Source organism: Streptomyces sp. NPDC001401 (assembly GCF_042895385.1).
Classification (GTDB): Bacteria; Actinomycetota; Actinomycetes; order Streptomycetales; family Streptomycetaceae; genus Streptomyces.
Window position 1 is genome coordinate 371,391 of the sequence record NZ_JBIAWI010000006.1, and the last position, 17,421, is coordinate 388,811.

18 protein-coding genes and 1 pseudogene are annotated in these 17,421 nt (G+C 70.0%); 4 read left to right on the forward strand and 15 right to left on the reverse strand.

The annotated features are described in order from the left end of the window. Position 1: 1 nt before the first annotated feature. From ACFY10_RS22925 to ACFY10_RS22945, 5 genes are all read right to left on the reverse strand, one after another. On the reverse strand, positions 2 to 448 hold the full coding sequence (locus tag ACFY10_RS22925; protein WP_390667016.1) for a type II toxin-antitoxin system PemK/MazF family toxin: 447 nt from the start codon (positions 446 to 448) through the stop codon (positions 2 to 4). A 21-nt stretch (positions 449 to 469) separates the two neighbouring features. Continuing rightward, the gene (locus tag ACFY10_RS22930) at positions 470 to 679 is read right to left on the reverse strand and encodes an antitoxin (protein ID WP_390667017.1); all 210 of its coding nucleotides are present in this window, start codon (positions 677 to 679) and stop codon (positions 470 to 472) included. Between the two features lie 160 nt (positions 680 to 839). Further along, positions 840 to 2,327, reverse strand: a complete 1,488-nt coding sequence (locus ACFY10_RS22935) for a flotillin family protein (protein WP_390667018.1) — start codon at positions 2,325 to 2,327, stop codon at positions 840 to 842. Positions 2,328 to 2,495: 168 nt separating this feature from the next. Then, entirely contained in the window at positions 2,496 to 2,714 is a 219-nt protein-coding gene (locus ACFY10_RS22940) for a hypothetical protein (RefSeq protein ID WP_275772530.1), read from the reverse strand. A gap of 26 nt (positions 2,715 to 2,740) precedes the next feature. Beyond that, the gene (locus ACFY10_RS22945) at positions 2,741 to 4,165 is read right to left on the reverse strand and encodes an amidase (RefSeq protein ID WP_390667019.1); all 1,425 of its coding nucleotides are present in this window, start codon (positions 4,163 to 4,165) and stop codon (positions 2,741 to 2,743) included. Positions 4,166 to 4,413: 248 nt separating this feature from the next. On the opposite strand from ACFY10_RS22945, the gene ACFY10_RS22950 reads away from it, so the two are divergent. Beyond that, positions 4,414 to 5,802, forward strand: a complete 1,389-nt coding sequence (locus tag ACFY10_RS22950; RefSeq protein WP_390667020.1) for a glycoside hydrolase family 43 protein — start codon at positions 4,414 to 4,416, stop codon at positions 5,800 to 5,802. 385 nt (positions 5,803 to 6,187) lie between these two features. On the opposite strand, the gene ACFY10_RS22955 is transcribed toward ACFY10_RS22950, so the two are convergent. From ACFY10_RS22955 to ACFY10_RS22975, 5 genes and pseudogenes are all read right to left on the reverse strand, one after another. Further along, a complete protein-coding gene (locus ACFY10_RS22955) occupies positions 6,188 to 6,598 on the reverse strand; it encodes a nuclear transport factor 2 family protein (protein ID WP_390667021.1) in 411 nt (136 codons plus the stop codon). A 2-nt stretch (positions 6,599 to 6,600) separates the two neighbouring features. Continuing rightward, the gene (locus ACFY10_RS22960; protein WP_390667022.1) at positions 6,601 to 7,407 is read right to left on the reverse strand and encodes an MBL fold metallo-hydrolase; all 807 of its coding nucleotides are present in this window, start codon (positions 7,405 to 7,407) and stop codon (positions 6,601 to 6,603) included. 51 nt (positions 7,408 to 7,458) lie between these two features. After that, positions 7,459 to 8,076, reverse strand: a complete 618-nt coding sequence (locus ACFY10_RS22965; RefSeq protein ID WP_390667118.1) for a DsbA family protein — start codon at positions 8,074 to 8,076, stop codon at positions 7,459 to 7,461. A gap of 153 nt (positions 8,077 to 8,229) precedes the next feature. Beyond that, positions 8,230 to 8,724, reverse strand: a complete 495-nt coding sequence (locus ACFY10_RS22970; protein ID WP_390667023.1) for a MarR family winged helix-turn-helix transcriptional regulator — start codon at positions 8,722 to 8,724, stop codon at positions 8,230 to 8,232. 82 nt (positions 8,725 to 8,806) lie between these two features. Beyond that, positions 8,807 to 9,496: pseudogene (locus ACFY10_RS22975) on the reverse strand (ABC transporter substrate-binding protein); the annotation flags it as partial. 2 nt (positions 9,497 to 9,498) lie between these two features. Here ACFY10_RS22975 and ACFY10_RS22980 point away from each other — a divergent pair. Beyond that, complete coding sequence (locus ACFY10_RS22980) at positions 9,499 to 9,861, forward strand: aldo/keto reductase (RefSeq protein ID WP_390667119.1); 363 nt, start codon at positions 9,499 to 9,501, stop codon at positions 9,859 to 9,861. 117 nt (positions 9,862 to 9,978) lie between these two features. Here ACFY10_RS22980 and ACFY10_RS22985 read toward each other — a convergent pair whose 3' ends face one another. Both ACFY10_RS22985 and ACFY10_RS22990 read right to left on the reverse strand, forming a co-directional pair. Further along, complete coding sequence (locus ACFY10_RS22985; protein ID WP_390667024.1) at positions 9,979 to 10,170, reverse strand: hypothetical protein; 192 nt, start codon at positions 10,168 to 10,170, stop codon at positions 9,979 to 9,981. A 701-nt stretch (positions 10,171 to 10,871) separates the two neighbouring features. Continuing rightward, positions 10,872 to 11,417, reverse strand: coding sequence for a TetR/AcrR family transcriptional regulator (locus ACFY10_RS22990; RefSeq protein ID WP_390667025.1), 546 nt, complete (start codon positions 11,415 to 11,417; stop codon positions 10,872 to 10,874). Positions 11,418 to 11,538: 121 nt separating this feature from the next. Between ACFY10_RS22990 and ACFY10_RS22995 the strand changes: the two genes are divergently transcribed. Beyond that, entirely contained in the window at positions 11,539 to 12,654 is a 1,116-nt protein-coding gene (locus ACFY10_RS22995; RefSeq protein WP_390667026.1) for an alpha/beta hydrolase, read from the forward strand. A gap of 612 nt (positions 12,655 to 13,266) precedes the next feature. On the opposite strand, the gene ACFY10_RS23000 is transcribed toward ACFY10_RS22995, so the two are convergent. Next, positions 13,267 to 13,701, reverse strand: a complete 435-nt coding sequence (locus tag ACFY10_RS23000; RefSeq protein ID WP_390667027.1) for a nuclear transport factor 2 family protein — start codon at positions 13,699 to 13,701, stop codon at positions 13,267 to 13,269. A 47-nt stretch (positions 13,702 to 13,748) separates the two neighbouring features. Continuing rightward, positions 13,749 to 14,669 carry a zinc-binding dehydrogenase gene (locus ACFY10_RS23005; protein ID WP_390667120.1) on the reverse strand — a complete coding sequence of 307 codons (921 nt, stop codon included), beginning with the start codon at positions 14,667 to 14,669 and terminating at the stop codon, positions 13,749 to 13,751. Positions 14,670 to 14,795: 126 nt separating this feature from the next. Between ACFY10_RS23005 and ACFY10_RS23010 the strand changes: the two genes are divergently transcribed. After that, positions 14,796 to 15,755, forward strand: coding sequence for a LysR family transcriptional regulator (locus ACFY10_RS23010; RefSeq protein WP_390667028.1), 960 nt, complete (start codon positions 14,796 to 14,798; stop codon positions 15,753 to 15,755). A gap of 739 nt (positions 15,756 to 16,494) precedes the next feature. Here ACFY10_RS23010 and ACFY10_RS23015 read toward each other — a convergent pair. Further along, positions 16,495 to 17,394, reverse strand: coding sequence for an NAD(P)H-binding protein (locus tag ACFY10_RS23015; protein ID WP_390667029.1), 900 nt, complete (start codon positions 17,392 to 17,394; stop codon positions 16,495 to 16,497). Between the last annotated feature and the right edge of the window lie 27 nt (positions 17,395 to 17,421).

Here is a 17,421-nt window from a genome sequence, read left to right on the forward strand (position 1 = left end):
TTCAGCTCCAGCCGTAGCGCTCCGCCAGCCGCTGCCGCACCAGATTGAAACGCCCACGATCCAGCGCGCAGGCCTCCCGGCGCATGCCGTCCTCGTGCAGCCGCAGCACCCGGTCGACGTCGACCCAGGAGTCGCGCCCGGACCGGTCCCAGGGCCCGCTGCCGATCGCCACCCACTCCCGGTCGGCGTCGTGCCGCTTGCTGGACAACTGCACGGCGAGCAGGGTACCGGCGCTCTCGCGGGCGACGACGAGCACCGGGCGGTCCTTGCCGCGGCCGTCGTTCTCCTCGAAGGGCACCCAGGTCCACACGATCTCGCCGGGGTCGGGGTCGCCGTCGTGCGCGGGGGAGTACTCGGTGCGTACCCTGCCGACCTGGCGGGGGTCGGCCTCGGTGGTGGCGGTGGGGCCGAAGCGGCCCGGGACGTTCTCATCGGTAAAGGCAGTCACGCAGGCACCCTAGAGGACCCGTCAGTCGGAGTCGTCCGAGGCCTGTTCGCCCAGGCGCTGGACCAGGTCCTTGGCCTTCACCACGCCGGTGTCGATCTGGTCGCTGTACTTGCCGTCCGTCTTGTCGTCGACGAGATCGCCCGCCTTCTCCAACCCTTCGCCGATGGCCTCGCCATGGGCCTCGGCAACGTCTTCCGCCTTGTCCTTGAGGTTCTTCAGGGACTCGAACATCGGGGTGTCCTCCTCCAGTTGCACATGTGACCGGGCACAGGGCCGATGCTCTCCGCGTGACGGCGGAGCGGGCAAGAGGGCGCTCGAAGCGCACGGGGGTACAAACGGGCCTGGGGCCCTCGAAACAGACCGAGGACCCCAGGTGCCGTAAGCCGTCCGGCTATCCCTCCTTCTCCACCGGCACCTTCTGCGAGGGCGGTGCCGAGATCCCGTTCAGGGACGGCGAAGTCCCGTTCGGGGCCTGGCCGTTCTGGTTCATCGAGGCCAGCAGCTGGCGGGCCAGGCCGAGGCCGGTGCCGCCCATGGTGAGTGCCTTGGCGAGCATGTCGGCCATGCCGTCCGCGCCGTTGAGCACCACCATGTTGTCGACGCTGCCGAAGGCGGACGCGCCGGCCTTGACGATCTCCGGCCAGTTCTCGGCGAGTTGCTGGGCGACGACCGCCTCCTGGTTCTCGGCGAGGGCCGCGGCCCGCGCCTTGATGGCCTCCGCCTCGGCGAGACCCTTGGCCTTGGTCGCCTCGGCCTCCGCCAGACCCCTGGCCTGCGCGGCGGCCGCCTCGGCCTCACCGGTGGCCTTGGTCGCCGTAGCGGCCGCGGCACCCCGTGCCTTGGTCGCCTCGGCCTCGGCGCCCGCGGCCGTCTTGACCCGGGTCGCCTCGGCGGCGGCCGCCAGCTCGGTCTCCTTCGCCTTGGCCTGCGCCGCCGAGATCCGCGCGTCGCGCTCGGCCTCGGCCAGCGTGCGCTTCTCGTAGGCCTTGGCGTCCGCGGGCTTGCGGACGTCCGCCTGGAGCTGCTGCTCCCGGCGGTGCGCCTCGAGTTCGGCGACCCGGGTCTCCTGGACGACGACCTCCTGCCGGGCCGCGGCGTCGGCGAGCGGACCCGCCTGCCGCGCCTCTGCGGCCGCCTTGTCCCGCTGGGCCTGGTAGCCGGCCTGTAGGATCTCGCTGTCCCGGGTCGCCTCCGCCATCCGCGCGAACGACTGCTGCTCGGCCTCGGTGGCGAGCCGGTTCGACTCCGCCTGCGCGATCCGCGCGTCCCGCTGCACGGCAGAGGCGTGCGGCGCGGCCAGGTTCTGGATGTACCCCGTCGGGTCCTCGATCTCATGGATCTGCAGGGAGTCCACGATCAGTCCCAGCTTCTCCATCTCCGTGCCGCAGGCGGCCCGGGTCTGCCCCGTGAGCTTCTCCCGGTCGCGGATCATGTCCTCGACCGTCAACCCGCCGACGATGGACCGCAGATGACCGGCGAACACGTTGTGCACCCGCTCCGCCATCAGCTTCTGCTGGTCGAGGAAACGGCGCCCCGCGTTGGCGATCGACACGAAGTCGTCGCCCACCTTGAAGATGACCACGCCCCGCACCTTGAGCGGAATGCCCTGGTGGGTCACGCAGTCCACATGCAGTTCGGTCTCGTTCAGGTCGAGCGAGAGCTTGCGCACCGCCTGCACACCGGGCAGCACCAGCGTGCCGCGTCCGGTGACGATGCGGAATCCCATGCCCTCCCCGAGCCCCTCCGTCTTGTGCTTGGAGCCGGAGATGATCAGTGCCTCGTTGGGTTCCGCGACACGCCACATCAGCTTGAACAGACCGATCAGAACGAGAATGGCGGCGACCACCACTCCCGCAACGACGCCGACAACCATCGGCATACGCCCCCTTTGCATGGTGCCCTTTCGGCACCGAACGAAGGGAGTGTGCTCCTGCGCGAAGCCCGGGTGAAGACGCTGACGAATCCTTGTTGCAATCTTGACGCACAGGCCCTGGAAGGCGCTCTCACCTGCGCGGAAGCGGGCTCACGTGTTACTTCAAGTGGTGACTCAACTGTCGTAGGCCTCAGTGACATAGACGGTTCTCGGCGGCAGGTACTCCACCACCATCACCACCGTGCCGCGCTCGATCCGCGCCGTCCCCGTGGCCGGATAGGCGAGGAAGTGCTCGGCCCCGCCCCGCACCCGGACGATCACCTCGCCGACGAGCCCTGGCCCGACCGTGCCGGTGACCCGCCCCATGAGCCCCACCATCGACGCATCGTCCATGGTCACAGGGTACGGTCCGAACCCGCCTACGCCGCCGGGGAATCCGTGACGGCCCGCTGCGGCGGCCACGCCTCGTGCCAGCGCAGCTCCGCCTCCAACTGAGCGGCCAGCGAGATCAGCAACGGCTCGCTCCCCGCGGGCCCGAGCAGCTGCGCCCCGACGGGCAGCCCGCCGCTGACGAACCCGGCGGGCACGTTGACCCCGGGCCAGCCCAGCACGTTCCACGGCCAGGCATACGGGCAGGCGGCGATCATCGCGCGGTCGGTGGCGAAACCGCTCAGCGGCAGCATCGCGCCGATGCGCGGCGGGGGAGCGGCGGTCGTCGGTGCGAGGACGACGTCGTACGACTCGAAGAAGGCGCCGATACGACGGTGCAGCACCGCCTCCGCACGCCGCGCCGCCCTGAGCGGCGCCCCGCCGAGCAGTCGGCCCAGCCGGGCGGCGTCGCGGGTGCGCCGGTCCAGGAGCGCGGGGAACGGCGCCTCGGCCACGCGCTCGGCCAGGCCGACGGTGGCGCGGGGGACGAAGGTGAGCCCGATCTGCCCGTAGGGCGGGTCGGCCTCCTCCACGACGTGCCCCAACGCGCTGATTTTCTCGGCGAGTTGGAGCACCCGGGCGCGCACCTCCGGCTGCAGGCGCGCGGGCACCGCGGTGAACGGCGGCTTGAGGGAGAGCGCGATACGCAGCCGCCCGGGCTCGCGGCCCACGGCCTCGGACGCGCGGATGGCCGACGGTTGGTGCGGATCGCGCTCGTGGTTGCCGCTCGCCGCATCGAGCAGCAGGGCCGCGTCCGCGACCGTACGGGCGAGAGTGCCGTTGACGGTGATGCCCTGGAAGGACTCGCCGCGCGGCCAGGTGGAGATGCGGCCGCGCTGCGGCTTGATGCCGACGAGGTGGGTCCAGGAGGCGGGGATGCGCACGGATCCGGCGCCGTCTGAGCCGAGGGCGGCGGGCACCAGCCCGGCGGCGACGGCGGCGGCCGACCCGCCGGACGAGCCACCGGGAGTGTGCTCCGGATTCCACGGATTGCGGGTCGCGCCGAAGGCGGGCCCTTCGGTGAAGGGCCACTGCCCGAACTCGCAGGTGTTGGTCTTGCCGACGATGACGGCCCCGGCCGCCCGCAACCGCCGTACGGCCTCGCCGTCCTCGGCGACCGGCGGGAAGTCTCCGTCGCAGCCGAAGGCGGTCGGCTCGCCGGCCACGTCCATGTCGTCCTTGACGGCGACGGGGACGCCGAGCAGCGGTTTTTGCACCCCGGCGGCCAGCTGCCCGTCCGCCGCGTCGGCCTCGGCGAGGGCGGCTTCGGCCCGCACGATCCGGAAGGCGTTGAGGGAGGGCTGGGTCGCCTCGATCCGCGCGAGCGCCTCCTCGACGAGCGCCCGGGAGGAGGTTTCCCCGGCGGCGAGTGCTCGGGCGGACTCCGCCAGGCCTGCGGCACGGTCGAGCGTCATACGGGACACCTCTCCGGGACGGCATTGTCTACTGAACGGTAACGTCCGGCGGGCCACCACGGTACGGAATCTCGAACATCCCTTCCTTCGGCGGCAATTCGACAGGAACACAACCGTCACACAGGTGTCATCCAGCCCTGCTCAAACCATTGACGCACACAGGGCTCACCTTTACCTTCTGACCGGCTTGCCGAACTGTGTTCGATATTCCGGACATCATGGTTTTCGGTTGGACCAAGGAGCCGCACGTGAGCACTCGACCCCCCACCCCGTCCCGCCGCGCCCTCCTGCGCGCGATGGCCGCCCTGCCCGCCTCGGCGCTCGTACTGGGCGAACTGCCCGGCCTGCTCGGCACGGCATCGGCCGCGGCACCGGCCGCCGGCTCCGCCACCCGCTACACCATCGTCCCGTTCCTCAACAGCAACGACGGCACGGTCAACGTCTACCAGTCCGACGACGCAACCGACTTCCGCCTCGTCCAGTCCTCGGCCTACACCCCGCCCAGCAACAGAATCCGCGACGCGAGCGTCTTCAAGCACACGGACGGCTACTACTACCTCACCTACACCACGCACACCTGGCAGGACGTCAGCACGACCATCGGCTTCGCCCGCAGCTCCGACCGCGTCAACTGGACGTTCCTGTACGACTACACGGTCCCGATCACCAGCCTGTCCCGGGCGTGGGCGCCGGAGTGGTTCGTGGACAGCGACGGCAGCGTCAACGTCATCGTGTCCTGCTCGGTGACCAGCGACGAGTGGATCTTCACGCCGTATCTGCTGAAGGCCACCAACTCCGCGCTCACTGCCTGGAGTTCACCGGTCGCCCTCTCGGGCATCGGCTCCAACCACATTGACACGTACATAGTGAAGATCGGCTCGACCTACCACGCGTTCACGAAGAACGAGACGGCGAAGTACATCGAGTACGGCACGGCGTCGAGCCTCACCGGCCCCTACACGATCACCAGGACCGGCGACTGGGCGGGCTGGGGCAGCTACCGCGAGGGCCCGTCCGTGATCCAGCTCGACAACGGCGGCTGGCGCATCTTCTTCGACGGCTACGGCGACGGCAACTACTACTACAGCGACAGCTACGACACCTTCGCGACGTGGACCACTCCGAAGGCGCTCCCGTCGATCTCCGGCACGGCACGCCACTTCACGGTCATCAAGGAGACGGTGTCGGGCGGCCCGACCCTCGCGAAGAACGTCACGCGCTCGTTCCAGTCGGCGAATTACACGACGCGTTACTGGCAGGAGCAGTCCTCGCTGCTCAACCTCCCGGTGGTGACCAGCTCCAGCACGAGCGCGGAGAAGGCGGCGTCCACCTTCACGGTCGTGGCGGGCCTGGCCGACTCGAACGGCTTCTCCTTCAGGGATGCGTCCGGTAATTACCTGCGGCACTACGACTTCCGGGGGCGGTTCGACGCGAACGACGGGACGTCGACGTTCGCGAAGGATGCGACGTTCATCGCGAGGTCGGGTACGGCGTCGGGCTCGATCCGCTGGGAGTCGTACAACTATCCCGGGTACTACCTGCGGCACTACAACTACCAGCTGCGGGTGGACGCGACGGCTGGGACGGATCTGTTCCGGCAGGACAGTTCGTTCGTGCCGGTGACGGCCTGGGGCTGAGCATCGCGGCAGCGCCGGCATTGAAATGGAAGCCGGTGTCGGTGGCCGGGTGGCCGCCTGTTGCATTGCTGCTCTCGGTCGAACTGCTGGTGCACCGTCCGGATGAGCAGGCAAGGGTCACGCCCGGTGGGCCGACGATGGACGGGCGGAGGCAGACGGGAAGGCTGTTCATGATGTTGACGATGCGCTGTTGGCGAGGGTGCGCTTCCTTGGCGCCCGGCACTGGGAACGGCACCGTCGCCCTGCGTCGGCTGAAACCCAGCCGAGACCACCGTGGCCGATCTGGTCACCGACCAGCAGCACGATGGCTCCCGTACCTGGATTGACCGCCCCATGATGGGGTTCCGGCGGCGGGGAGTTGCACCGCCGCCGGAACCGGAACCGCTCAGTCGGCCATGGCCTCCCGCACGAGCGCCGTGTCGACGAACTGCTCGAAGCGCACGATGAGTCCGCCGCGTACGACGAAGTGGTGGGCGACGCGGACGTCGATCGGCTTACCGGTGGCCTTGTTGACGGCGGTGTAGCGGGCGAGGACGACGACGTTCTCGCCGTCGACGACGTAGGTGTCGTCGTGGGCGGCCCAGCGGTCCCAGTCCTGGCCGAGCTTCTCCATGACGTTGGAGGTCACCCCGTCGGGGGTGCGGTAGGTGCCGGCGAGCGGGAAGCCGGCCATCTCCGTCCACTCCACGTCCGGGGCGAGAGTGGCCCGCAGGGCTTCCAGATCACCGGCCGCGGAGGCCAGGTACTGACGCCGTACGACGTCAGCGGGGGCGGTGGAGATCGCGAACTCGGCCATGGTCAGCCCCACTTCATCTCGCCCTTGGCGACCTTCGCACCGATCTGGGCGGCGATCAGCATGCCGTTGTCGGGGTAGCGCTTGACGAGCGCCTCGGTCAGCGCGGCACCGTCGGCGGCCTTGCCGAGCTCCTCCTCGAACGCGAGGAGGTAGTCGCGGGTGGCGGCGATGGCGGAGGCGTCCGCCGGGGTGTCGGGCAGACGGTGGCCGGGCACGACCAACTCCGGCTGGAGCGCGGCCATTTCGTCCAGCAGGTCGATCCAGGAGGCGCGGTCGCCGGGGGTGGGGGTGTCGGCGACCCAGACGTGCTCCCGCTGGAAGAGCAGGACGCCACCGAGGAGGGCGCGGTGCTCGGCCTGCCACAGGTAGTGGCGGTCGGGCAGGCCGGCCGGGCCGCCCTTGAGCTCGAAGCGGTGGCCCTCCAGGGTGAGGTCACCGGTGAGCGGGGTGAGGTCGACCAGACGGGTCGGCAGGTTCGGGCCGAGCGCGGCCCATGCCTTGAGCTTGCCCTCGTAGGAGTGCTGGATGTGCTCGATGACGATCGGGGTGGCGACGAACGTCGCGTCCGGGAAGGCGTCGGCGAGGACCTCGGCGCCGAAGTAGAAGTCGGGGTCGGCGTGGCTGACGAAGACGGTGGTCAGCAGCTTGCCCGAGTCGAGGATCTCGGCGGCCAGGCGGTGGCCGTCGGCGCGGGTGAAGCCGGCATCGACCAGCAGTGCCTCGTTCTCGCCGGTGACGAGGGTGGCGGTCTTGTTCTTGCTGCCGGCCGGGAAGTCCAGGTCGAGGACCTTGAAGGTCAGGGTGCTCATGGATGACTCCTTGCGGGAAGAGGGGAGAAGGGTGGTGGGGACGGGGGAGGTTCAGCGGGTACGAAGAGTCGCCAGCCGTCGGTCGACCTCGTCGGCGGTGGCATGGCCATGAGCCACGGGGGTGACCGAGTCGCCGTCGACGGCCAGCAGCGTGGGGAAGCCGGTGACACCCAGCGAGGCGGACCGGTGGAAGTCGGCGCCCGCCGCCACCCGCACCTGGGACCCTTCGAAGGCGGCGACCACGGCGTCGGCGTCCAGGCCGGCCTCCTCGGCGACCTTCCGGTAGGTCACGGAGTCGGAGAGGCTCAGGCCGTCGACGTAGAAGGCCTGCTGCAGGGCAACGGCCAGTTCCGCCGCACGGGTCGGGGCTGCCTGGCGCAGGGCGGCGACACCACGCGCGGCGGCCTCCGAGTCCATCACGAACGAGCCATCGGCGATCAGCCGCTCGTACGCCTCGCCGAACTCGGCACCGGTCAGCTCGGCGATCTTGGCGTTCGCGCCCTGGACATATCCGAACTCGCGGATCGGTACCCGGCGTGACCCGGTGAACAGGCCGCCGGAGACGACCTCGACCGGCAGCTCGGGATGGAGGGAGACGACCTCGTTCAGGGTTCCGGAGAACCCGTGCGACCAGCCGCAGTAGGCATCGAAGACGTAGACGAGCTTCATCGAGAACCTCGGGAGAGGGGCGGCGCCCGCCGGTTGCGAGCGGTTCATCTGACAAAACAGTAACTGACGCGTCAGATATTTCCTGATGCTTGTGGCCTGGGTCACATGGGCGCGGCTGAGGTCATTGCATCAGCGTCCCCGCTGGTCCGCAGGTCAGGGCAGGCGTGGCAGCAGATCCCGGGCTGTGTGGCTGAGGATGCGGAGATCCTCCGCGAACCGCTTCCGGTCGCCCGCGGGCAGGGGGTCCACGAGGTACCGCTTGATGTTCTCCAGGTGGACCAGCGACGCGCGTACGACCGTCTCCTCGCCCTGTGCGGTCAGCCGCACCAGCCGACCGCGTCGGTCGTCGGGGTCCTCCGCCCGTTCGACCAGCCCTGCCGCCTCCATGCGGTCCACCAGTCGGGTGGCGCCGCCCGTCGTCAGGACCTGTTCCTGGGCGACGGCCCGCATGGAGAGTCCCGGCTCGCCCGCCCGGCCGAGGATCAGCAGCACCTCGAACATCAAGTGGCTGATGCCGCACTCCACCTCGAGCGCCCGGCCGAGGATGTACTCCAGCCGGTTGGCCGCGCCCTGCAGGCGGCCGAACGCCAGGATGAGTTCGTGATCCGCAGCCTGTTTCGCCGTCGTGATCTCCGCCTGCTCGCCCACGGTCGCGCCGCCCCTCTGGTCGTCCCGGTAGCAGCGTACCGATCATGCCTTGGAGGGCCGGGGCGACCATGGACATCAGCCTCTACGCCCCCGGATGCAGTCCGAGCCAGCCGGGTGTCGGGTCGCCCTTGACCTCGCCGAAGTACAGGGCGAAGGTCTGCTTCCAGCGTTCGACCCCGGCGCGGTCGGCCATGAAGCGGGGGAAGCCGTCCACGTGGGCGTTCGGGTACTCCCAGAGCCGCTTCAGACCCGACGGCGGGGTGACGTCGGTGCGGACGGACCAGCCGTTGAAGGAGCCGCTCTGCATCTCCTTCGACAACTGCCAGTTGAGGAAGAGTTTGGCGGCCGTGGAGTTCCTGGCCTGCTTGAGGATCGCCGTGCGCTGGCCCCAGCCCATGAAGGGGTGGCCGGCGCCGATGGCGAACGTGACCGGGGAGGAGCTGACGGCGGACCCGGCGGTGCCGACGCCGATCGTCTTCTGGCCGCCGAGGACAGCGTCGCCCGGCGAGTTGCTGCCCCGCGCGAACTGCACGTCCTGCACCGCGAACCTGGCCACCCAGTCCCAGCCGTACGTGCGGGCGTACAGCGTGAAGAGGTAGAGGACCGCGTCGTCGTCGTGGGGGTAGGCCGAGGCGATCCTGCCCTTCCACTTCGGGTCGACCAGGTCGCGCGGGGTGAGCGGCGTCTTCGCCCCGACCGTCGCCGTGTCGTACAGGAAGCTGAAGGCGATCGCCCCGGTGGCCACCCACGCTTCCTGCGGATCCTTGAATGCGGCTGCAGCGGGTGCATGCCCAGAACGGCATCGTGACGCAGGCCTGGTCGCCCATCGGAGGCATCACCTCCTACCGCGGCGGCGAGAAGAGCACCTTCGACGACCCGACGCTGCTCGACATCGCGCGCAGCCACGGCAAGTCGGCCGCGCAGGTGATGCTGCGCTGGCACCTGCAGCAGGGCCGCTCGGTGATCCCGAAGTCGACCAAGCCCGCGCGCATTGCCGAGAACTTCGACGTCTTCGACTTCGAGCTCACCACGGAGCAGCTTGCCGCGATCGACGCGCTGAATACCGGCGTGCGGGGTGGCCCCGAGCCGGACAGCATCACCCTTGAGGCGTTCGGCATGGCGATCCCCGAAGCGTAAGGGCACTCGGGGCGGCCGAACGCAGGCCGCCCCGGGCCTTCGCCGTGGCGGCAGGGGCTCCAGGTGTCGCCGACCCCACCGCAGGGTGGACCCCAAGCGGTGCCGGGTTTCGGGGTCTCACCCGGAGGCTTCGGCCTTGATCTTTTCGAGCGCGTCGTTGAATCCGGCGGGCGTGTGGCTGTTCCCCGCCACGCGGTCGAGATTCACGTCGTCGATGTTCTTGCCGACCACGAGCGCCGGGACCGCTTCGGCAAAGCGCCTCTGCAAAGCGAGCGAGGTCTCGTTCGTCGCGTGGGGGGTGACGTCCACAGCAGTGATCGTCGAGCCGGTGGGCCAGGAGACTCACGTGTCCCAATCCGCTTACGGCTTGCGCCTGTTGGCGTACGTCGTCGGCTGTGGCCGGCTCCAGCGCGTGCTGGTACCAGTCGGCCGCCTCCGGATACCGGCCGGCGTTGCGCAAGCCGATCGCGCCGGAGGTGAGCACGCGGCCCTCACCCTGCCTCGATCCGCTCCCGCGCGCCGCTTCGAGACCGAGCCGGTGCGCCTCGATCCACATCTCGGACGGACGTGATCGGAGGCAAAGGGGCCACATGAGATCCGTCAGACGCCGGCACGAGGAGTGCTAAGCGCTCCGCTGGATGTGCCGCGATGTGCCGTCGGTCGTCTGCGGCGCCATCGTGGCTGGTCGCGCCCCGCGGCGAAGCCGCAGATGGATGCTGCCCCGCGCCCCTTCGGGGCGCTGCCGAACCGCAGGGTACTTCGCCCGACCCGCTTGGCCGACCCGGGCCGAGTGCCGTACGGCGCCCATCAGGCCATTGCGGTGTGTGTCCAGCCAGGTGAGCGCCGCCCCCGGGGCCGTCGAGTGGGGCCGGCACCGTTCCCGGCCAGGGGCTCACCGTGGCATGGGCTGCTGCGGTGACCAGGGGCAACGGGCCCGCCTGCCCGGCTCACTGACATCTCAATGAGTACACAAGAAGGAGCGGGGCGAGTGCGTGTGCTCCCAGGGGGCGTCACGGTGTGAGGGCCTTCAGACACAGCGCCTCCACTGTCCGAATCACCTCCTCGATCGGGTGCCCCGGCTGCGGGTCGAGCAGTGCCCCGTGCAGCTGCGCCTCCACGCCCTGCACCAGAAGGATCGCCGTGAGGTCCGGGTCGGGGCCGCCCACTCCCAGCCGGCGCAGGTGGAACTCGACCTCGGCGGCGATGTCCCTTTGCACCTCGCGCAGTTGGGCGGCGGCCTCCGCCGGCCGCGGGGCCTGGTCGTACAGCAGCCGGTGCATCCGGGGGCGGGCCAGGTGCAGGTCGGCCAGGGCTTGCACCAGCGCGTGCACACATGCGGGGAGCGGAGGCAGGTATCGGCGCAACTCCCCCGCGACATGGGCGAGTTCGGCCTGCAGGTGCCGTACGTGCTGTTCTCCGATGGCGTACAGCAGCGCGTCCTTGTTCGGGAAGTACTGGTAGAGGGACCCGATGGACACCCCGGCGCGCTCGGCGATCCGGTTCGTCGTCGCCCTGGCGTAGCCGTCCCGTTCGAAAAGCTGAGCAGCGGCCTCCACGATGGCGTCGTAGGTCTCCTGAGACCGCTCCTGACGTGGCCTTTTGCGGGGTGTGGCGGGTGGGGGCACAGACTGTCCAATGCGAGTTGTGGAGCCCGGGGATCGCGCCCACTCTAGGGCGGTGCTCACCTTCGACATCGCTCCCGCCGAGCTCTTCGACGAACGCTCCCGCCAGTTCGCTGCCTGGGGCATTCCCGCCCGGACCGTCGCCAGGGCGCGGGCCGGTATCACCGACATGTGGGAAACGGGCCCGCGTGGCTGGGTGCCGGTCTGGGCGCAGCTGGCCGAGGAGGCGGAGACCGCCGGGGAGTGGCTGCGCGCGGCCCAACTCTGGGGCGCTGCCCGCTTCCCGGCCCTGGCCACCCCCGAACGGCACGAGGCGTACGAGCGTCAGCGCGCCGCCTACGCACGGGCGACCGCCGGCCGCCGCCTCCCGGTGCGCTTCGCGCGCGGGACCGTGGAGCTGCCCCTGGACGGCGGCACGGTCCCCTTCCCCGTCCACCTCATGGCCCGCCGCCACCGGCGCCGCCCCGGCGTGCTTGTGCTCTCGGGCGGGGTCGACACCTGGAAGGTCGAGCTGCACCGCATGGCGGTGGCGACGGCGCTGGCGACCGGCCTGCTCGTGGTCTGCGTCGACATGCCCGGCACCGGCGAGGCACCGGGCCCCCTCACCCCGGACGGCGACCGCCTCCTCACCGCGCTCGTCGGTGAGATACGGCGCTGGCGCCCCGGCGAACCCGTGGCCTACCTGGGCTTGAGTTTCGGCGGCCACTGGGCGGTCAAACTGGCCCTGCGGGGCGTGGTCGACGCGGCGGTCGACATCGGCGGCCCGACCGGCGCGGCCGAGCCGGAGGAGCCGATCGACGTGCTCGCCCTCCCATATGGCATGCCGGGCATCCTGGGCAACGCCCTGGGCCTGGCCACCCTCCCCGAGGCGCCCCGAACCGACGTCATGCTGGCCGAGTTCTCGCTGCGCCGACAGGGACTGCTGGACTCCGCCGCGGACAACGACGTACCCCTGCTGGCCGCGAACGGAGCGCACGACCAGTTCATCCCGCGCGGCGACACCACCCGCCTGGCCACCCTCCCGAACACCACGGTATGGATCGTGCCGGGCGCCACCCACTGCGCCGCCGAACACATCCGGCCGCTGCTGGTGGCCACCTGGGCCTGGCTGCTGACCCGCTCGGCCTTCCGCCACCGCCCGGCCGCACGCACCGCCCGATCGGGCCGATGAGCGGCCCGTTGCGGGGCGAGCCCGCTCACTTGGATCGCCACCGAGCGGCCCCGGCTGCGACCGGGCACCCTTCCACTGTGACGAGGCTTCCGGCATTGAAGTCCCGGCCGCCGTCAAGGACTTCGGCAACCATCGCCTCCACTGCGCACACGACACCCGTCAGACTTGCCGAGGGAACGACAAGCTGAGGTCTTCCGGAGCGAGGAGCTTGCGAGGCGAACCGTGAAGCCGCAGGTCAATGCCGCATTTCGATGCTGGGAGCATGAGGTGTGCGGCCACCGCTCGCTCTCGTGCCCCCACGTGCCCGATATTCGTGCGCCTGGCGTGCTGAAAACCGCCGGACAACCCTCGGCAAGACCCCAGCCCCAGGCCACTGACCTGGGGCTTCAAGAAGAGCGGGTGACGAGAATCGAACTCGCACTCTCAGCTTGGGAAGCGACGGCGCTTGGGCGGCCACATGGGTGCTGACCTGTGTGGATTCTTCGTGCCGAAGCCTTTGCGTGCGCCCGATCACACCGCTGTTGACCGTGGTTGTCCGCTTTTACGGGCACGCAGTGGGCACGGATTTCGAACCACACGAGACACGGACGTCGGCGGTGCCGGCCGTGCGGCTCACTCGGTGCCGGCGGGACGGTGGGCGTCGGCGCCCGGGAAGAGGGCTGCGGCCACGTGCCTGGTGTCGGCGTATTCGATGACGGAGGCGATCTTGCCGTCGCGCACCGTGTAGATGCCGATGCAGCGATTGTCGTAGGTGCCGCCGTACACGGTCGTGGCCTTGGAGGTCCATTCGGCCACCACGCGGTCGCCCTCGGCGATCGTGCTGACCAGTTCGATCTCCATGGTGCCGGGGACCAGGACCGGTCCCATGCTGCCGAGGAACTCGTTGATGATCTCGTCGCGGCCGTGCCACACCTTGGAGATGGGCAGGTCGCCCGGGTAGTGCCAGGTCGCGTCGTCGGAAAAGCTGTCGTGGATGACGTCGGCGTCGCCGTCGCGGACGGCCTCGACGTAGCGGATGACGACGGCCCTGGGGTCGCTGGTGGTCATGGGTGTGCTCCTTCGGTTGTTCTTGCGTCCGGTCGTCTGGGCGTGGATCAGGAAAGGGTGAGGACGGCCTTGCCGCGGATGCGGCGGTCGCGCAGGTCGGTGAGGGCGGTCGCGGTGTCGGCCCAGTCCGTGACGCGGCCGATCTCGGGGTGCAGGCGGCCTTCGGCGGTCAGCCGGACGAGCGCCGCCAGGTCGTCGTCGAGGCGGCTGTCCGCGTCGAGGTAGTGGAAATGGCGGACGACAGCCGATTCGGGTCCGCTGAAGAAGTCGAAGAAGTCGAGCGTTGCCGGTGTGCGGCTGGCCTGCCCGAACCAGATCAGCGTGCCGCGCCTGGCGAGCCGCGCAAGTGCGAGGGAGAGAGTCTCTCCGCCGGTCGACTCCAGCACGATGTCGTAAGGGCCCTGGGCGGCGGTGACGTTCTGGACGATCTCGGTGGCGCCGAGTTCGGTGAGCCGGGCGCCGCGATCGACGTTCCTGGTCACAGCGGTGACCTGGGCCCCGGCGGCGGCTGCGAGTTCCGTGACGAAGTGGCCCACGCCTCCGGAGGCACCGGTCAGCAGGATCCGCCGTCCCAGCACCGGTCCGGCAGCGCGCAGCAGCCGCAGGGCGGTGAGCCCGGCCAGCGGCAGCGCCGCGCCCTGAAGCACGGAGACGGTGTCCGGCAGCTCGGCGAGCGCGTCGGTCGGCACAGCCGCGTACTCTGCCCAGCCTCCTTCCATGGGGTGGCCGACCACCCGGGTGACCCCGGACGGTCCGCTGCCGTCGGCGGCCGACTGCACCACCAGCCCCGCGATGTCCTTGCCCGGGCGATCGCCGGAGGCGGGCTTTTCCAGCTTGAACGTCTCACCCCGGTTGACCGAGAACGCCTCGACCTTCACCAGAGCCTCGTTGGGGCGTGGTGTCGGCTCTGGGACATCGGCGAGCACGACCGGCTCGGCGGGATCTCCGGTCGGTATGAAGGCCTTCATCGTGGTCATCTCCTCGGTGGTCCTCGGTGGTGTCTTCTGGGACCATCCGACCGGGTGGAGGGGCGGCTGTGCCAACAACGAAGCTGCCTGGCCGACAACTTGGGGTTGTCGCATATGGTCAGCAGCATGGACCTCGACCTCGCGCTGGTCCGGGCTTTTGTCGCGACCGCCCGGACGCTGCACTTCGGGCGCGCCGCCGCCGAGCTGAACACCAGCCAGCAGGCGCTGTCCAAGCGCATCGCGCGGCTGGAGAAGCTGCTGGCGGTGCGGTTGTTCGAGCGCCGGGGCGGCACCCGGCTGAGCGAGGCGGGGGAGCGGTTCCTGCCGGCCGCGCGTGAGGCGCTGGCGGCGGGCGAGCGCGCGATCGCGGCGGTGACGGGCGCCGGTCCGGTCGTACGGATCGACACATGGGGGCATCTGTACGCGCCGATGCGCACTGTTGCCGACGCGGTTCAGGAGCTCGGCCCGGTGCGGTGGGAGCCGAGCCCCGGACGTGACTGGTTGTCAGTCGCGGGGGCGTTGCTGCGCGGAGACACGGATCTGGGATTCGGCCGGGTGCACCCACTGCCCGACGGCCGGGACGCAGGACTCACCCAGCGGCTGGTGCGGCTGGAACCCGTCGATGCGGTGGTCAGCCCCTCTCACCCGCTGGCCGGCGCCCACGCACTGCGCCCGGCCGACCTGCGCGACAGCGTGTTGTGGTGCCCGGCCGAACTGAGTCGGCTGGACTTCCTGCGCCGCTTCGCCGACGAATTCCGGATCACTCGGCGGCACGATGGCCCCAATCTGGGCCTGGACCACCTTGTGCAGCACCTCCGCACCGAGCCCGACGGCTTCACCCTCTTCCCCGCCGACGCGCCGCTGCCGGACCACACGCGCCTGCGCTGCATACCGCTCGTCGAGCCGACACCGCTGTACGCGTGGTCGCTGGCCTGGCGCGAGTCCTCCCGCCATCCCTTGCTCGACACCTTGCTACGAGGCTTCACCGAGGCCGGCCGTAGCCGACGCTGGCTGGACTACACGCCGCAGCGTGACTGGCTCCCCGACATCGACCATCCGAAACTTACGGTTCGTCAGGCCTTCTAAGCGGTCTTGGGGAAGTGAGGCACGCCCCCACGCCGCCCGGCACGCGCCCCACCCTCGAACCGGCTTCGCACGGCTCGGGCGGGGGACCCCCTTCGCCGCACCGGGCAAAGACCCAAGTACGTCCGGTACGAGGGCCTTTGCCCGGCAATCCCCCAGCCTCCGGCCGGGGGACCCCCAGAGCACGCACCGGCTGCGACACAGGCCGCTGCCGCGGCGGGCGCGGGAACGCACCCCACTTCCCCAAGACCGCGTAGCCGTCGCAGGCAAGCTCGTAACGTGCGGTGCGGCTCCGGCGAAGGGCGGGTCCTGACCTCACGGCTGGGCTGCCGTCGCGCTCATGCACGTGGAGGACACGGCGCCAGTAGACAGAAAAGCCCCTCGGGTCTATGACCTGGGGGCGTATAGAGCGGTTGACGAGAATCGAACTCGCGCTCTCAGCTTGGGAAGCGACGGCGCTTGCAGAGCCTCGCACCGTCTGACCAGCGCAGATGCGTTCAGTCGCTGCTGGTGTGGGGGCTTGGTGGCCCCGTTGTTGACCGTGGTTGTCCGTCCTTAAGGGCACGCTATGGGCACGGCGCTCCAGGACGGGCAGGTGTCGGGCTGAAGTGGCCCGCTTTCTACACGCAGTCTGCCGGTGCCGAGGCGGACCACGCGGAGTCCTTGCGAGTGCACATGGACTCGTCTTCGGCCTATGGGCTCCGGCGTGGTGTCCATCTCCCGCTCCGGGCCTCTCGGCGGCTCAGGCAGCCGCCAGCTTCTGGATGCGTGGGTGGTTCTCCAACGCCCAGCGCACGGTCTTCGGCGGGCGTCCGAGCAGGGTCTCCAGTTGGTCGGTGGTGCCGCGGTACCCGCCGCCGCCCATCAACCGGGTCAGGGTCTTCAGGTGCTCCGCGGTGTGTGGGAGCGCGGACAGGGCGGTGTCGACGTAGGTGGCGTTCCAGGTTTCGATGTCTTCGGGGACGTAGACGACCGGGCGTCCCAGCACGGCCGCGTAGTCCTCCGCGAATCCGTGCATGTCCTTCAGCTCCGGGCCGTTGAGGTCGTAGGACTTCGAGATGTGCGGCGCCGGGTCGGTCAGGATCTTCACGCACAGTTCGGCCACGTCGTAGCCCGCGATGGGTGCGAGCCGGTGGTCACCGAAGGGCAGGCGCAGTTCACCTCTGCTCAGCGGCTCCAGGGCCAGCCAGGTCATCAGGGGGTTCTCGACGAACATAGCTCCGCGGATGTTGACGGTCGGGAGGCCGGACCAGTCCAGCACCTGCTCGGCGACCCAATGGGCCCGCTGCTGCGGCGACCAGTTGGCGAAGAGTCCGCCGAGCCACGCGCGCCGTTCTTCCTCCGGTGCGGTCATCTTCTCGAACGTCATGAACGACTGCTCGTACTCGGAGATGTTGACGAAGACCTCGATGTCGCCCTGGGCCCGCGCCGCCGCGGCCATCAGGCTCACGGCGTCGGTGTAGTACGGCGACAGGCTCATGCTGAAGTAGATGCGCCGCACCCCCTTCAGCGCGGCGGTCACCTCGGCGACGGTCAGCAGGTCACCGACGAAGACCTCGGTCCCGGCCCTGCGGAGCGCATGCGCGCGTTCGTCGTCCTGGCGCACGAACGCCCGTACCGGGTGCCCTTGTTCACGCAGCATGTCGACCATCGTCCGGCTCACACCACC

Coding starts and splice junctions, on each gene's coding strand:
- ACFY10_RS22940 (WP_275772530.1), bottom strand. CDS start 2,714: ATGGACGATGCGTCGATGGTGGGGCTCATGGGGCGGGTCACCGGCACG.
- ACFY10_RS22935 (WP_390667018.1), bottom strand. CDS start 2,327: ATGCCGATGGTTGTCGGCGTCGTTGCGGGAGTGGTGGTCGCCGCCATT.
- ACFY10_RS22930 (WP_390667017.1), bottom strand. CDS start 679: ATGTTCGAGTCCCTGAAGAACCTCAAGGACAAGGCGGAAGACGTTGCC.
- ACFY10_RS23015 (WP_390667029.1), bottom strand. CDS start 17,394: ATGCTGCGTGAACAAGGGCACCCGGTACGGGCGTTCGTGCGCCAGGAC.
- ACFY10_RS22965 (WP_390667118.1), bottom strand. CDS start 8,076: ATGAAGCTCGTCTACGTCTTCGATGCCTACTGCGGCTGGTCGCACGGG.
- ACFY10_RS22955 (WP_390667021.1), bottom strand. CDS start 6,598: ATGGCCGAGTTCGCGATCTCCACCGCCCCCGCTGACGTCGTACGGCGT.
- ACFY10_RS23005 (WP_390667120.1), bottom strand. CDS start 14,669: ATGAAGGCCTTCATACCGACCGGAGATCCCGCCGAGCCGGTCGTGCTC.
- ACFY10_RS23010 (WP_390667028.1), top strand. CDS start 14,796: ATGGACCTCGACCTCGCGCTGGTCCGGGCTTTTGTCGCGACCGCCCGG.
- ACFY10_RS22945 (WP_390667019.1), bottom strand. CDS start 4,165: ATGACGCTCGACCGTGCCGCAGGCCTGGCGGAGTCCGCCCGAGCACTC.
- ACFY10_RS22960 (WP_390667022.1), bottom strand. CDS start 7,407: ATGAGCACCCTGACCTTCAAGGTCCTCGACCTGGACTTCCCGGCCGGC.
- ACFY10_RS23000 (WP_390667027.1), bottom strand. CDS start 13,701: ATGACCACCAGCGACCCCAGGGCCGTCGTCATCCGCTACGTCGAGGCC.